Origin of the sequence: Vibrio sp. 1F169 (assembly GCF_041439605.1) — a bacterium.
GTDB lineage: Bacteria > Pseudomonadota > Gammaproteobacteria > Enterobacterales > Vibrionaceae > Vibrio > Vibrio tasmaniensis_A.
Genome location: NZ_JBGOOI010000010.1, coordinates 94,637 through 110,362, shown reverse-complemented (window position 1 = coordinate 110,362; position 15,726 = coordinate 94,637). Strand labels below are relative to the sequence as shown.

14 protein-coding genes and 2 tRNA genes are annotated in these 15,726 nt (G+C 44.3%); 14 read left to right on the top strand and 2 right to left on the bottom strand.

The window, feature by feature from the left end:
- Positions 1–101: 101 nt before the first annotated feature.
- Positions 102–1,130, bottom strand: a complete 1,029-nt coding sequence (locus tag ACED53_RS06720; RefSeq protein ID WP_017101806.1) for a porin — start codon at positions 1,128–1,130, stop codon at positions 102–104.
- 515 nt (positions 1,131–1,645) lie between these two features.
- Here ACED53_RS06720 and greA point away from each other — a divergent pair.
- On the top strand, positions 1,646–2,119 hold the full coding sequence (greA, locus tag ACED53_RS06715; RefSeq protein WP_009847549.1) for a transcription elongation factor GreA: 474 nt from the start codon (positions 1,646–1,648) through the stop codon (positions 2,117–2,119).
- A 124-nt stretch (positions 2,120–2,243) separates the two neighbouring features.
- On the opposite strand, the gene yhbY is transcribed toward greA, so the two are convergent.
- Positions 2,244–2,540 carry a ribosome assembly RNA-binding protein YhbY gene (gene yhbY, locus ACED53_RS06710; protein ID WP_004734509.1) on the bottom strand — a complete coding sequence of 99 codons (297 nt, stop codon included), beginning with the start codon at positions 2,538–2,540 and terminating at the stop codon, positions 2,244–2,246.
- Positions 2,541–2,654: 114 nt separating this feature from the next.
- On the opposite strand from yhbY, the gene rlmE reads away from it, so the two are divergent.
- The 13 genes from rlmE (at position 2,655) to rpsO (ending at position 15,405) form a co-directional block, all read left to right on the top strand.
- On the top strand, positions 2,655–3,284 hold the full coding sequence (gene rlmE, locus ACED53_RS06705) for a 23S rRNA (uridine(2552)-2'-O)-methyltransferase RlmE (protein WP_009847548.1): 630 nt from the start codon (positions 2,655–2,657) through the stop codon (positions 3,282–3,284).
- A gap of 107 nt (positions 3,285–3,391) precedes the next feature.
- On the top strand, positions 3,392–5,362 hold the full coding sequence (gene ftsH / locus ACED53_RS06700; RefSeq protein ID WP_029223088.1) for an ATP-dependent zinc metalloprotease FtsH: 1,971 nt from the start codon (positions 3,392–3,394) through the stop codon (positions 5,360–5,362).
- Positions 5,363–5,451: 89 nt separating this feature from the next.
- Positions 5,452–6,282, top strand: coding sequence for a dihydropteroate synthase (folP, locus tag ACED53_RS06695; RefSeq protein WP_017101804.1), 831 nt, complete (start codon positions 5,452–5,454; stop codon positions 6,280–6,282).
- A gap of 21 nt (positions 6,283–6,303) precedes the next feature.
- Complete coding sequence (gene glmM / locus ACED53_RS06690; protein ID WP_017101803.1) at positions 6,304–7,644, top strand: phosphoglucosamine mutase; 1,341 nt, start codon at positions 6,304–6,306, stop codon at positions 7,642–7,644.
- A 278-nt stretch (positions 7,645–7,922) separates the two neighbouring features.
- Entirely contained in the window at positions 7,923–8,255 is a 333-nt protein-coding gene (gene secG, locus ACED53_RS06685) for a preprotein translocase subunit SecG (protein ID WP_009847546.1), read from the top strand.
- A gap of 16 nt (positions 8,256–8,271) precedes the next feature.
- Positions 8,272–8,356: transfer RNA gene (locus tag ACED53_RS06680), tRNA-Leu, on the top strand.
- Between the two features lie 53 nt (positions 8,357–8,409).
- Positions 8,410–8,486 (top strand) — tRNA-Met (locus tag ACED53_RS06675).
- Between the two features lie 237 nt (positions 8,487–8,723).
- Complete coding sequence (gene rimP, locus ACED53_RS06670; protein WP_004734501.1) at positions 8,724–9,179, top strand: ribosome maturation factor RimP; 456 nt, start codon at positions 8,724–8,726, stop codon at positions 9,177–9,179.
- 35 nt (positions 9,180–9,214) lie between these two features.
- Positions 9,215–10,702: a transcription termination factor NusA gene (gene nusA, locus ACED53_RS06665; RefSeq protein ID WP_009847542.1), complete on the top strand. Its 1,488-nt coding sequence runs from the start codon at positions 9,215–9,217 to the stop codon at positions 10,700–10,702.
- Positions 10,703–10,724: 22 nt separating this feature from the next.
- The gene (gene infB, locus ACED53_RS06660; RefSeq protein WP_009847541.1) at positions 10,725–13,415 is read left to right on the top strand and encodes a translation initiation factor IF-2; all 2,691 of its coding nucleotides are present in this window, start codon (positions 10,725–10,727) and stop codon (positions 13,413–13,415) included.
- Between the two features lie 135 nt (positions 13,416–13,550).
- Positions 13,551–13,964: a 30S ribosome-binding factor RbfA gene (rbfA, locus tag ACED53_RS06655; protein WP_009847540.1), complete on the top strand. Its 414-nt coding sequence runs from the start codon at positions 13,551–13,553 to the stop codon at positions 13,962–13,964.
- Positions 13,964–14,917, top strand: a complete 954-nt coding sequence (truB, locus tag ACED53_RS06650; RefSeq protein ID WP_012604702.1) for a tRNA pseudouridine(55) synthase TruB — start codon at positions 13,964–13,966, stop codon at positions 14,915–14,917. Before rbfA ends, truB begins: the two co-directional genes overlap by 1 nt.
- 218 nt (positions 14,918–15,135) lie before the next feature.
- Positions 15,136–15,405, top strand: a complete 270-nt coding sequence (gene rpsO, locus ACED53_RS06645; protein ID WP_004734493.1) for a 30S ribosomal protein S15 — start codon at positions 15,136–15,138, stop codon at positions 15,403–15,405.
- Positions 15,406–15,726: the final 321 nt, after the last annotated feature.

Below are 15,726 nucleotides of genomic sequence, written 5' to 3'. Positions count from 1 at the left end.
CGCTACACTGTGCGATCTAAACACCTTAAATGATAGGTGTTGGCTCAATGAGCGGGCGTTTTGATTCTCAATTAACTAATTAATCAATTAGATAATCAGAATTAGAAGTCGTAACGTAGACCTAGAGCTAGCTCGTCTTCAGCTTGTGCAGAAGTTGCGACACCGTTTGAAGCTAGATCTGTAGTACCGATCTTATCACCCGCTGAGATTAGGTTGAAGTTGTACGATACGTAGCCACGGAAGTTAGGCTTGAAGTAGTACGTTGCGTCGATAGCAATATTGTCAGCAGACGTTTCGCTATCAGTTTCTGCGTTGTTATACGTAGTTGAGAATACAGTTTGGCCTAGAGTATAAGCCGCTGCTAGCTCGTAACCTGTGTAATCAACAGCTTTATTTTTGATAGTGCCTGTAGTTTGCTTTTCACCGTCAGTGAATACACCAGCGAAGTACAAGTCAGAGATTGAGTAAGAACCCGACAGCATGTATTCATTCGATTGATCTTGATCTGCGTAACCAGCACCTAGCTTAGCACCAGTTTCGCCAATAGCGTAGATAGCTGATAGAGAGTAGCCGTCTTCACCATTATCAACGTAGTCAGTTTTAGCGTTGTTTAGTGAGCGGTCAGCAAAACGGTAGCTTGCTTTTACGCTTAGGTCTTGGAATTGACCTTTGTAAGAAAGCATGTTGTCAGTACGATCAGCAGCCGCTAGTTTATCTGCAGCAGAGTTACCGTGGTAAGCCATGATATCGGTAAAGTCAGTGATTACGCCTAGTGCGCCATCGTTTTTACCGTAAGTTACTTCACCAAATGTGCCGCCAATACCAGCGTACGTGTAACGGTTATCAAGGTCAGAACCGTTATCATTCGATGTTGCTGTAGAGTCAGCTGTAGTGAATTCACCTTCGTAGAAACCAACGCCGTATAGGCCATCTTGGATTTCAACTTTACCTAGAAAGTTAAGACGGATGCGAGATTCGTCAGACGCTTTGCCATCTTTCATAGATAGACGAGCTTCCGCACGGCCACCCATTTCTAGAGAAGTACCGTCTTGGTTGTATAGTTCTGAAGCGTTAGCACCAGTAGCAAGAGCTGCAGCAGATACAGCAAGCGCGATCATAGTCTTGTTCATGTTATTAATTCCTAATTACTGTCCATAAAGGTATTTATCAAGGATTTGAATCCTTTTTGTGTATTGCTCGTATTAATCAAGCTTCATAATCATGCTTAGAACAAAAGCGTGAAACTTGCCAGAACAATCCGTGGGGTACTTTTTAACCCTAAAGTTCCACCATCAGGTAGTAAAATGATATCAATAAAAATTATGCACACTGTTTTATTGAGTTTGGCTGTGTTTAAGTTGTTGATTTTATGTGATTTTTATAAAAGTGTGATCTGTGTTTATTTGGTTTATTTTTGTTTTTTTTAGATATTTTATCACTAACTTATTGATGGTGAGGTTATTATTCATTTTTGTGATGTCTGTAATTTAGACCTAGATAAAGCTTTTATAACGCAAAGTGGAATAAAGGTGATTTAGCCATAAACTTTGTTTACACTAAGCCAAATCGTTTTGTTTCTATCACCCAATAAGTATGTTGGGTGGATTTATGTTGGCCAAAGAAAGCTTTGGCATAGAGGTAAAAAATGGAAAAGGTTCCAATGACAGTACGTGGCGCTCAGCAGCTACGTGACGAATTAGATCGCCTACTTAAGCTACGTCCTATTATTTCAGCAGCTATTGGTGAAGCTCGTGAACTCGGTGACTTGAAAGAGAATGCTGAATACCACGCCGCTCGTGAAGAGCAGGGTATCTGTGAAGCTCAAATTCGAGATATTGAATATAAGCTATCACTGGCTCAGATCATCGATGTAACGCAGATGGATAACACAGGTAAGATTATCTTTGGCACGACAGTGACTTTGATTGACGTAGATACGGATGAAGAATTCCGCTACCAAATCGTTTCTGAAGATGAAGCCGATATCAAAACGGGTCGCATTTCTGTGAAATCCCCAATTGCACGTGGTCTTATCGGTAAGATGGAAGGCGATGAAGTACTGATCTCTACCCCAGGTGGTGATAAAGACTTCGAAATCGACAAAGTAGAATACATCTAATTGAATTTTCTTTGTTTTTGATAAGTAAAAAGGTCGCTAATGCGACCTTTTTCGTTTCTCACGCTACACTAAAAGCTAAGCGCAGTGGCTTCCTTTTAATGAAGTTAGCTTATATTAAGCTCGCTTACTTGCGTGGAATCTCGATTTTACGTGCTTCTGACTGACGGAACAGTACAAGAACTTTACCGATAGTCTGTACTTTCTCAGCTTTAGATTCACGTACAATTGCATCGATAATCAGTTGCTTAGTCTCACGGTCTTCTGATGCAACTTTAATCTTGATCAGTTCGTGGTGGTCTAGAGCTAATTCGATTTCCGCTAGAACAGCTTCAGTAAGTCCATTTGCGCCCATTAGCACAACAGGTTTTAAACTGTGAGCTAGGCCCTTTAGATGCTGCTTTTGTTTGGTACTTAGGTTCATTACGCGGCCAATTTTATTTAGTATTAGGGTTGAAAAAACCTATTTTAACGCCATCTAAAGCTGAAGACTATAATTTATTCAGCAATTAGTACTTTCCTCCAATTTAGGTATCCAATGAGCAAACAGAAACACTCGGCCAGTTCAGGCCGTTGGTTGAAGGAACACTTCGACGACAAGTACGCAAATGAAGCCAGAAAAAAAGGCTATCGTTCGCGTGCTTATTTCAAAATGGAAGAGATTCAAACGAAAGATAAATTGCTGACTCCAGGGATGACCATTGTGGATTTGGGTGCAGCGCCTGGCGGTTGGTCTCAATATGCTGCTAAGATTATCGGAGACAACGGTCAAATCATTGCGTGTGACTTGTTACCAATGGATCCGATTGCTGGAGTGAGCTTTTTACAAGGCGATTTCCGCGAAGAAGCTGTGCTAGATGCGTTGCTGGAACGTATACAACCAAACATGGTTGATGTCGTGATGTCTGATATGGCACCTAATATAGCAGGCAACAATTCTGTGGATCAGCCAAGAGCTATGTATTTAGTTGAATTAGCTTTGGATATGTGTCGACAAGTTCTAGCTACCAATGGTAGTTTTGTTGTAAAAGTATTCCAAGGCGAAGGGTTTGACCAATATGTTAAGGACGTCCGTGAGATGTTTAAAACAGTCAAAGTTAGAAAACCCGACTCTTCTCGAGCTCGCTCTCGTGAAGTGTTTATCGTAGCAACTGGTTACAAAGGTTAACGATTCTCTTCCAAGAGTGAGAGTTAACAACATGGCTACAGGTTACAAACTGTAGTACCCTACCTTTAATTACAATTAGTTATCGAGAGGCTTACACCTTGAGTGACATGGCAAAAAATTTAATTCTGTGGCTTGTTATCGCGGTAGTGTTGATGTCGGTATTCCAGAGCTTCGGCCCTGGGGAAAGTAACGGCAGAGCAGTAGATTACACCACGTTTGTACAGGAAGTTGGCCAAGGCCAGATTCAAGACGCACAGTTCAATAACAGCGAAATCACTTTCACACGTCGTGGTGGTGGCTCTAAGTATGTAACTTACATGCCTGTTTATGATCAAAAGCTACTTGATGACTTAATTAATCAAAACGTAAAAGTTCAGGGTACACCACCTGAAGAGCAGAGCCTGCTTGGCACTATCTTCATTTCATGGTTCCCAATGATCTTACTGATTGGTGTGTGGATTTTCTTCATGCGTCAAATGCAAGGCGGCGGCGGCGGTAAAGGCGCAATGTCTTTTGGTAAGAGCAAAGCTCGAATGATGAGCGAAGAACAAATCAAAACGATGTTTGCTGATGTTGCTGGTTGTGACGAAGCAAAAGAAGACGTGAAAGAGCTTGTGGATTACCTTCGTGACCCAAGTCGCTTCCAAAAGCTTGGTGGTAAGATCCCGACAGGTATCCTGTTGGTCGGTCCTCCTGGTACGGGTAAGACATTGCTTGCAAAAGCGATTGCTGGTGAAGCGAAAGTACCGTTCTTTACTATCTCTGGTTCTGACTTCGTTGAAATGTTTGTTGGTGTTGGTGCATCTCGTGTGCGTGACATGTTCGAACAAGCGAAGAAAGCAGCGCCTTGTATCATCTTTATCGATGAAATCGATGCGGTAGGTCGTCAACGTGGCGCTGGTGTTGGTGGTGGTCACGATGAACGTGAGCAAACACTTAACCAAATGCTGGTTGAGATGGATGGTTTCGAAGGTAACGAAGGTATTATTGTTATCGCTGCGACTAACCGTCCAGACGTACTAGACCCTGCATTACTTCGTCCTGGTCGTTTTGACCGTCAAGTTGTGGTTGGTCTACCTGATGTACGTGGTCGTGAACAGATTCTTAAAGTACACATGCGTAAAGTGCCACTATCAGGTGATGTTGAACCATCTCTGATTGCTCGTGGTACTCCAGGTTTCTCTGGTGCAGACCTTGCGAACCTTGTTAACGAAGCGGCTCTATTTGCTGCTCGTGGTAACAAACGCAATGTATCTATGGTTGAGTTTGAACTTGCGAAAGACAAAATCATGATGGGTGCAGAGCGCCGTTCAATGGTGATGTCTGAGGAAGTGAAAGAGTCAACGGCTTACCACGAAGCAGGTCACGCAATTGTTGGTCGTTTGGTACCTGAACACGATCCAGTGTACAAAGTATCAATCATCCCACGTGGTCGTGCGCTTGGTGTAACTATGTACTTACCTGAGCAAGACCGCGTAAGCATGTCTCGCCAGCATCTAGAATCAATGATCTCTAGCTTGTACGGTGGTCGTCTTGCTGAAGAACTTATCTACGGCAAAGACAAGGTTTCGACCGGTGCGTCTAACGATATCGAACGTGCAACAGATATTGCTCGCAAGATGGTTACGCAGTGGGGCTTCTCTGAGAAACTAGGTCCTCTTCTTTATGCTGAAGAAGAAGGCGAAGTTTTCCTAGGTCGCGGCATGAGCCAAGCGAAACATGTTTCTGACGATACAACTAGATTAATCGATGAAGAAATTCGTATTCTTATCGACCGTAACTATGCTCGTGCGAAACAGATTCTTGAAGAGAACATGGATATCATGCACTCGATGAAAGATGCGCTAATGAAGTTTGAAACGATTGATGCAGGTCAGATTGATGACTTGATGGAACGCAAAGACGACATTCGTGAGCCTGCTGGTTGGGGTGACCAGGCGAAAGCAGAACCTGCAAAGGAAGAAGCTAAACCTGAAGCTAAATCAGAAGAGAAAGCCGAAGCCGAGCCAAAAGCTGAAGAGTCGACAGTTGAAGAAGCTAAATCTGAATCAGATGACGCTCAAAACAAAGATTCTTAATCGCTAAGCTATTAATTAAAACCCTGAGTATGCTCAGGGTTTTTCTGTTTCTAGGCCAAGATATTTTTTACCTTTAAGACCCACCTTCCATGATATTAAAAGCACACAATAAAACGCTCGTTTTAGACCGCCCACATGTGATGGGTATCCTCAATGTTACGCCTGACTCTTTCTCTGATGGCGGAAAATTCAATTCATTAGATAATGCTTTACTGCAAGCAGAGCGAATGATTCAGGCTGGCGTTAGCATTATTGATATTGGTGGTGAGTCGACTCGTCCGGGGGCTCCAGAGGTGTCCTTAAAGGAGGAGTTAGCTCGAGTTATCCCGGCGATTAAAGCGATTCGCGCCAAGTTTGATGTTTGGATCTCGATTGATACCAGCAAAGCTGAGGTGATGCGCCAAGCTGTTGAAGCAGGGGCGGATTTGATCAATGATGTACGCGCACTGCAAGAGCCCGGAGCTCTAGAAGTGGCCGCAGAGGCTAATGTACCTATTTGCTTGATGCACATGAAAGGTCAGCCAAGAACCATGCAAGCCAATCCAAGCTACGAAGATGTTCTAACAGATGTCGAAGACTTTTTACAAGAAAGGGTCGAAGCTTGTGAGGCGGTCGGTATATCAAAAGAGCAGCTGATTCTTGACCCTGGTTTTGGTTTTGGTAAAACCATCGAACACAATTACCATTTATTAGCGCACCTTGAAAAGTTTCATACGCTTGGTTTGCCTGTCTTAGCGGGGATGTCGAGAAAATCGATGATCTTTAAGCTACTAGACAAAGTCCCAGCTGACTGCATGGTCGCTAGCGTTACTTGCGCAACAATCGCAGCAATGAAAGGTGCACAAATTATTCGCGTTCACGATGTTGAAGATACATTGGAAGCGATGAAGATAATCGAAGTGATGAATAACAATCACTAATCATAATTAAGGAAAATCAATATGTCTGATAAAAGACGTTACTTCGGCACAGATGGTGTACGTGGAAAAGTGGGCCAGTACCCAATCACACCTGATTTTGTTTTGAAGCTTGGCTGGGCTGCTGGTCGTGTTCTTGCAAAGCAGGGCACAAAGAAAGTGATCATCGGTAAAGATACTCGTATTTCTGGTTACATGCTTGAGTCTGCTTTAGAAGCTGGCTTAGCTGCTGCTGGTCTTCAAGCCACGTTTACGGGGCCAATGCCGACACCGGCTGTTGCTTACCTAACACAAACTTTCCGTGCTGAAGCGGGAATTGTTATCTCTGCATCGCACAACCCCTTCTATGACAACGGCATCAAGTTCTTCTCGTCTGAAGGTACTAAATTGTCGGATGAGATTGAACTCGCCATCGAAGCTGAGCTAGACAAAGATATCGAGTGCGTGGAATCTTCCGAATTAGGTAAAGCGGTACGCCTAAATGATGCAGCAGGCCGTTATATTGAATTTTGTAAAAGTACATTCCCACACAAAATGACGCTAGCGGGTATGAAAATTGTGGTGGATTGCGCGCATGGTGCGACTTACCACATTGCGCCTGCTGTATTTAAAGAGCTGGGTGCTGAGGTTGTTGCGATTGGTGTGGAGCCAAATGGAACTAACATCAACCACGAAGTCGGTGCGACTGATGTGCGCGCTCTGCAAGCTAAAGTGCTTGAAGAAAAAGCGGCGTTAGGTCTTGGCTTTGATGGTGATGGTGACCGCATCATCATGGTTGACGAGCTAGGCAATAAAGTTGATGGTGACCAAATTGCTTACATTATTGCTCGCGATGCACTGCGTCGTGGTGAGTTGAAAGGCGGCGTTGTTGGTACGCTAATGACCAACCTTGGGATGGAAAACGGCCTTAAGCAGTTAGGTATTCCGTTTGTACGTGCTGCTGTTGGTGACCGCTATGTTATGGAACAACTTCTAGCTAAAGGCTGGAAGATCGGTGCTGAGAACTCGGGGCACGTTATCCTATTAGATAAAGTGACGACAGGTGATGCTATCGTCGCTGCTCTGCAAGTATTGGCCTCAGTTGTCGATAGTGAAATGACACTGAATGAGCTTTCTCAAGGTATGACGTTATACCCTCAAGTTCTAGAAAATGTTCGTTTCAGTGGTGATTCAAACCCACTAGAAGCAGAGGCTGTGAAAGCGGCTGTTATTGAAGTCGAGACGGAACTCGGTGAGAAAGGTCGTGTGCTATTACGCAAATCGGGTACTGAGCCACTACTGCGCGTAATGGTCGAAGGTGAAGATGCTGAACTTGTTCAAAGTTCTGCACTGAAAATTGCTGATGCAGTAAAAGCGAATTGCTAATAAAACGTTTGCCGTAACAGGCGAAGTCGGTCTCACTTGTGGCGGCCGGGTTTTAGTTATGTGATGATTAAAAAGGGACGCAAATGAGTTTTGTGTCCCTTTTGCCCTTTTTTTGACCACTTGCTTGGTAAAGGCTTATTTTTTAGTAAATTCCCCTTGTCAGTCATCGTCGCATTCGCTAGTATTGCTCGGCCTTCAGTTAGGAGGTCGCTAGCCTTGTTCTTAAAAATAGTTTTTTGAACGGCGCTGGCTCAACAATTAGGAACATAGGTGGAAAAATGTTTACAGTTCTACTTGTGATTTACCTGTTGGCAGCGCTTGGTGTAATTGGCCTAGTGTTGATTCAACAAGGTAAAGGCGCAGATATGGGAGCCTCTTTCGGTGCTGGCGCTTCAAACACTGTGTTTGGTGCTGGTGGCTCAGGAAATTTCCTTACCCGAATGACTGCAATTTTTGCAACTACATTTTTTATCCTTAGCTTAGTGCTTGGTAATATGTCTACACATAAAACTGAGTCACAGTGGATTGACCCGACTCAAGGTCAGGTGATTCAACAAGCTGAAGATGCAGTGAGTGAAGTTCCGGCGCAAGGCGACGAAATTCCACAATAATCTGTAAAGATTTGATGCCGAGATGGTGAAATTGGTAGACACGCTAGCATGAGGTGCTAGTGCCTTAGGGTGTGAGGGTTCGAGTCCCTCTCTCGGCACCATGTTTACAAACTTGTAAAACATCTTGTTGGGCGTATAATGCTCACAAGTCGGACGCGGGATGGAGCAGTTTGGTAGCTCGTCGGGCTCATAACCCGAAGGTCGTCGGTTCAAATCCGGCTCCCGCAACCAATTACAATGCTATTATATAGCTTGTATTGGTAGCAAGTTTGCACAGTGTGAACCTCACTGTGAGTTAAGTGTGATATCAAATATGATGACACTTAACATATAAGGGTCCAGCAACAAAAACCCCGGCTTATACGGGGTTTTTTGTTATCTAAGCATTTATAAATGCATTTAGATGATAATGTTTGCTTGGAATTTAAATTGGGCTTTGAGCCCTTTTTTTGTTTCTGGAGTGGTTAAATGACTGGTTTAGAAAGACAACTTACTGAAATGCTTGACGCTCCAGTAGCAGCATCGGGTTATGAGTTAGTTGGATTAGAATTTATTCGTGCTGGTGAGCACTCAACGCTACGCATTTACATCGATTCACCAAATGGTATCAATGTAGATGATTGCTCTGAAGTTAGTCACCAAGTAAGTGCCGTAATGGACGTTGAAGATCCAATTTCAGTGGCTTATAACCTTGAAGTGTCTTCACCAGGTTTAGAGAGACCACTGTTCAAAGCTGAGCATTACCAACAATTTATTGGTCACGAGGTAAGCATCGTTTTGAAAATGGCTGTCGGCAACCGTCGTAAATGGAAAGGTGATATCCAATCTATCGAAGGCGAGACAGTGAAAGTATTGGTTGAAGGACAAGAAGAAGAATTCGTCCTGAGCAATATTGCGAAAGCTAACCTGATCCCTAAATTTTAGTTCTCCTAGAGAGAAGAGCTTAAGAGGCTAGATTAATGAACAAAGAAATTTTGGCGGTAGTAGAAGCTGTTTCTAATGAGAAAGCAGTTCCTCGTGAGCGTATTTTTGAAGCGCTTGAAATCGCGCTTGCAACGGCAACAAAAAAGAAAAGCGAACTAGAAATCGAAGTTCGTGTTGAGATTGACCGTAAAACGGGTAATTTCGAAACTTTCCGCCGTTGGGAAGCTGTTGAGGAAGTTGAATTCCCAACAAAAGAAATCTCTATTGAAGCTGCAAAGTACGATGATCCAGAGATCGAACTTGGCGGTTTCATTGAAGATGATATCGAATCAGTAACGTTTGACCGTATTACGACTCAAACAGCTAAGCAAGTTATCGTACAGAAAGTACGTGAAGCTGAACGCGCTCAAATCGTTGAACAGTTTATTGATAACGAAGGCGAGCTAGTCACTGGCGCAGTTAAGAAAGTTAACCGTGACACAGTGATTCTAGATCTAGGTAACAACGCTGAAGCGGTAATCCTTCGTGATGACCAACTTCCTCGTGAAAACTTCCGTCCAGGTGACCGTGTTCGTGGTCTTCTATACGCAGTTAAGCCAGAAGCTCGCGGCTTCCAGCTGTTTGTTACTCGTTCTAAGCCAGAAATGCTAGCTGAACTATTCCGTGTTGAAGTGCCTGAGATTGGTGAAGAGCTAATTGAACTTAAAGGTGCTGCACGTGACGCTGGTTCTCGTGCTAAAATCGCCGTTAAAACAAACGACAAACGTATTGACCCTGTTGGTGCGTGTGTTGGTATGCGTGGCGCACGTGTACAAGCTGTATCTAACGACCTTGGCGGTGAGCGTATCGATATCGTGCTTTGGGATGATAACCCGGCGCAATTCGTTATCAATGCAATGGCTCCTGCTGATGTTGCTTCTATCATCGTTGATGAAGATACGCACTCAATGGACATCGCGGTTGAAGCTGACAACCTAGCGCAAGCTATCGGTCGTAGCGGTCAAAACGTACGTCTAGCGTCTCAACTTACTGGTTGGGAACTGAACGTAATGACTGTTGCTGATCTAGAGAAGAAGCACCAAGAAGAAGCAGTTGCTTCTATTGAAAACTTCATGAAGCACCTAGATATCGAAGAAGACTTTGCTCAAATGCTTGTTGAAGAAGGCTTCTCTACGCTTGAAGAAGTAGCCTACGTTCCTGTGAACGAGCTTCTTGAAGTAGATGGTCTAGATGAAGGTATCGTTGAAGAATTGCGTAACCGCGCGAAAGACGCACTGACAACTCTAGCGCTAGCGAAAGAAGAAACTTTCGATGGTGTTGAGCCAGCTGAAGACCTACTTGCACTTGAAGGTCTTGAGCGTGAAATGGCTTACAAGCTAGCAGCAAAAGGCGTTGCGACATTGGAAGACCTAGCTGACCAAGGCGTTGATGAACTAGAAGGCATCGAAGACCTAACTGCAGAGCGTGCAGGCGAGCTAATTATGGCTGCGCGTAACATCTGTTGGTTCGGCGACGAAGAATAATTCAGCAAGGAGAGAGAGCGGTATGACACAATTAACAGTTAAAGCACTGAGTGAAGAGATTGGTACGCCAGTTGACCGCTTAATTGAACAACTTGCTGATGCAGGCATGAAGAAAGCAGGGTCGGACCAAGTGACTGATTCAGAGAAGCAAACATTGCTAACGCACCTTAAAAAGGAGCACGGCGATACTTCTGGTGAAACAGAACCGACTCGTTTAACTCTTCAACGCAAGACCCGCAGCACGCTAAGTGTTGCCGCTGGAGGCGGTAAGAGTAAGGATGTTCAAGTTGAGGTACGTAAAAAGCGTACTTACGTGAAGCGCAGCACTATTGAAGATGAAGCGAAACGTGAAGCTGAGGAAGTAGCTAATCGTGAAGCGGAAGAGAAAGCACAACGCGATGCTGAAGAGCAAGCGAAACGTGATGCTGCAGAGAAAGCACAGCGCGAAGCCGAAGCAAAAGTAACACGTGAAGCGGATGCAAAACGTGAAGCTGAAGAGAAGGCTCAACGCGCACAAGCTGAAAAGGCTAAAAAAGACATGAATTCAAAAAATGCAGACGCTAACGCACAAGCGAAAAAAGAAGCGGATGAACTTAAAGCTCGTCAAGAGCAAGAAGCAACTCGTAAAGCCGAAGCTGAAGCAGCTAAGCTTGTTGAAGAAGCTCGTAAGTTAGCAGAAGAGAACCAAGAACGTTGGTCTGAAGAAGAGAAGAAGAAGAAAGAGCAAGAGAAATCTGCGGATTACCATGTGACGACTTCTACTTACGCTCGTGAAGCTGAAGATGCGGCAGACAAAAAAGATGAGAAAGCACCTCGTCGTCGCAAGAAGAAACCAGCTCCAGCAACTCAACCTGGCAATAACCGTGGTGGTCGTAACCAACGTGGTCGTGGCGGTAAAGGTAAGCTTGCTAAACCAACTTCAATGCAGCAAGGCTTCGATAAGTCAGCGACTGTTGCAAAATCTGACGTTGCTATCGGCGAAACTATCGTTGTTTCTGAACTGGCTAGCAAAATGTCAGTTAAAGCAACTGAAGTTATCAAAGTAATGATGAAGATGGGCGCTATGGCGACTATCAACCAAGTGATCGACCAAGAAACAGCACAACTTGTTGCTGAAGAAATGGGTCACAAGGTAATCCTACGTAAAGAAAACGAACTTGAAGAAGCAGTACTAGCTGACCGTGATAGCGATGCTATCGCTGAAGGTCGTGCTCCTGTTGTTACTATCATGGGTCACGTCGACCACGGTAAAACTTCAACACTTGACTACATTCGTAAAGCACACGTTGCTTCTGGCGAAGCTGGCGGTATCACGCAGCACATTGGTGCTTACCACGTAGATACTGACAACGGCATGATCACGTTCCTTGATACTCCTGGACACGCGGCCTTTACTGCTATGCGTGCTCGTGGTGCTCAAGCGACAGATATCGTTGTACTTGTTGTTGCTGCAGACGATGGCGTAATGCCACAAACAATCGAAGCAATCCAGCACGCGAAAGCGGCAGGCGTTCCTCTGATTGTTGCTGTGAACAAGATCGACAAAGAGGGTGCAAACCCAGACAACGTTAAGAATGAGCTAGCTCAATACGACGTTATCCCTGAAGAATGGGGCGGTGAGAACATCTTCGTTCACATCTCTGCAAAACAGGGTACAAACATTGATGGTCTTCTAGAGTCTATCCTTCTTCAGTCTGAAGTTCTTGAGCTTACAGCGGTTAAAGAAGGCATGGCATCTGGTGTTGTTGTTGAATCTCGTCTTGATAAAGGTCGCGGTCCAGTTGCAACAGTGCTAGTACAGTCTGGTACTCTAAACAAAGGCGATATCGTTCTTTGTGGTCAAGAGTACGGCCGTGTTCGTGCAATGCGTGATGAAAACGGTAAAGACATCGAAACTGCAGGTCCATCTATCCCTGTAGAAATTCTAGGTCTTTCTGGCGTTCCTGCTTCAGGTGATGAAGCGACTGTTGTACGTGATGAGCGTAAAGCTCGTGAAGTTGCAAACTACCGTCAAGGTAAATTCCGTGATGTTAAACTAGCTCGCCAACAAAAAGCGAAACTAGAGAACATGTTCGCGAACATGACGGCAGGCGAAGTTGCTGAACTTAACGTTGTACTTAAAGCTGACGTTCAAGGTTCTGTAGAAGCGATTGCTGACTCTCTACTGAAACTGTCAACTGACGAAGTTAAAGTGAACATCGTAGGTTCTGGTGTTGGTGGTATTACTGAAACTGACGCAACACTTGCTGCAGCTTCTAACGCTATCATCCTTGGTTTCAACGTTCGTGCTGACGCAACTGCGCGTAATACAGTTCAGAACGAAAACCTAGATCTACGTTACTACTCAATCATCTACCAACTGATTGACGAAGTTAAACAGGCAATGGGCGGTATGCTTGCTCCTGAATTCCGTCAAGAAATCATTGGTCTTGCACAAGTTCGTGACGTATTTAAGTCGCCTAAACTTGGTGCAATCGCTGGTTGTATCGTTACTGAAGGTACGATTAAGCGTAGCAACCCAATCCGTGTACTTCGTGAAAACGTTGTTATCTACGAAGGTGAACTAGAGTCACTTCGTCGCTTTAAAGATGACGTTCAAGAAGTTAAGAATGGTTACGAGTGTGGTGTTGGCGTTAAGAACTACAACGACGTTCGCGTTGGTGACCAGATTGAAGTATTCGAAATCGTTGAGGTTAAACGTACTCTAGACTAATCAGTCTGTACGACTCGACATATTGACTAAGGTTACTAACATTACTAATAAAGGTAATAAGGTAATCGGTTGTTGAATACACCATGGGGGGCTGGTAATTACCAAGCCCCCCATCTTTCTAAGTGAGAAAAGAAAATGTCAAAAGAATTTAGCCGCACACAACGTGTGTCTCAGCAGCTTCAAAAGGAGCTTGCGCTTATCCTACAACGTGAAGTTCGTGACTCACGTATCGGTATGGTAACTATCTCAGACGTAGAAGTGTCTCGTGACCTTGCTTACGCAAAAGTGTTCGTTACTTTCCTATGTATCGGTGAGCAAACACCTGAATCATGTCTTGCTGCTCTTAAAGAGCATGAAGTGCCAGTTCGTATGGCTCTTGGTAAGCGTATTCGTCACCGTCTAACGCCTGAAGTGCGTTTTACTTACGACAACACACTAGTAGAAGGCATGCGTATGTCTAACTTAGTAAGTGAAGTTTTAAACGACGATAAGCGTAAGCAAGAAGAGTCTGGCCGTACTGACGAAACTCAGTCTAAGGGCGAAGAGTAATGGCTCGCCGTCGTAAAGGTCGCCCTATCAACGGGGTAATTCTGTTAGATAAGCCAACGGGCATTTCGTCTAATGATGCACTGCAAAAAGTAAAACGTATTTACTTTGCAGAGAAGGCAGGGCACACCGGTGCTCTTGATCCTCTTGCGACTGGCATGCTGCCAATTTGTCTTGGTGAAGCAACGAAGTTTTCTCAGTTTCTATTGGATTCTGACAAGCGCTACGTAGTAATCGCTAAGCTTGGTGAGCGTACCAATACCTCTGACTCTGATGGTGAAGTGGTAGAGACACGAGATGTTAACGTGACTCAAGAGCAACTTGAACGCTGCATTGCAAGCTTCAAAGGGGAAACCGACCAGATTCCATCAATGTTCTCAGCATTGAAGTATCAAGGTAAGCCTTTGTATGAATACGCACGTGCAGGTATCGAGGTGCCTCGTGAATCTCGTAAGATCACTGTTTACTCTATTGAACTGCTTCGCTTTGAAGGTGATGAAGTTGAGATGGAAGTGCATTGTTCAAAAGGCACTTACATCCGCACAATTACCGACGATCTTGGTGAAATGCTAGGTTGTGGTGCCCACGTGACCATGCTTCGCCGTACTGGTGTCGCTAAGTATCCGTACGATCGTATGGTGACTTTGGAGCAGTTGAACGAGATCCTAGAGCAAGCGCAGGCGCAAGAAATTGCACCCAAAGAACTGCTTGATCCACTATTAATGCCAATGGACACAGCCGTTGAAGACTTACCAGAAGTTAACTTAAACGCGGAACTGACTGACCTAGTTCAGCACGGTATGCCCGTTCAGGTTTCTGGTGCGCCAACTGAAGGTACGGTTCGCATGACAAGTGGTGAAGAGAAACTGTTTGTTGGTGTTGCTCAGATTGCTGAAGATGGCCGAGTTGCACCGAAGCGTTTGGTTGTTTTCAGAGATGAAGAGCCACAAGCATAACGCTGAAACCTAGTTAGGTATTGGCGCTTAGCCTGGAAAAGCGAATCAATAATATAGAAAGCGAGCCCTTAATTTTAATGGTTCGCTTTTTTCGTTTTTCATCAGTTCGATTGTTATTGCACCAACTCGTAAACTTCCCTATAATCCTCGGCTCGCGTAGCGGCTGAATCAGAGATTGGCTGCTACAAATATAAACTTACTCTTATCAGGAGAGATTTATGTCTCTGAATGCAGAAACTAAAGCAGCAATCGTTGCAGAATACGCACAATCTGAAGGCGACACAGGTTCACCAGAAGTACAAGTAGCACTACTTACTGCTTCTATCAACCACCTACAAGGTCACTTCAAAGCGCACAAACACGATCACCACAGCCGTCGTGGTCTATTACGTATGGTTTCTAGCCGTCGTAAGCTTCTTGATTACTTGAAAGGCAAAAACCTTACTCGTTACCAAGACCTAATCAAGCGTCTAGGCCTACGTCGCTAATAGCGATGTCTGCAAAGACAGTTTGAAGAAAAGGAGCATTTATGCTCCTTTTTTTGTGCCTGTTATATTTTTAATGTTAAAAATGAAGGTTCTCTGTGCGGTTAACCTGATTTTTAATCGTGAAAATGTCTCTTGCCAAGAAAATAGTTTATACTCCCGCACGCGAATAATTGTTTGATTATTTCGCACCCTAATTAGCTCAACAATAACAGTCACAGATGTCGGCCAATAGGTCGCGACTATTAAAAGCAGATGTTTAGTCTGATTGAACTTCTCGTCTTTTTTTACTAGTCGCGATTAGTTATTGCTGAGCATTCATTC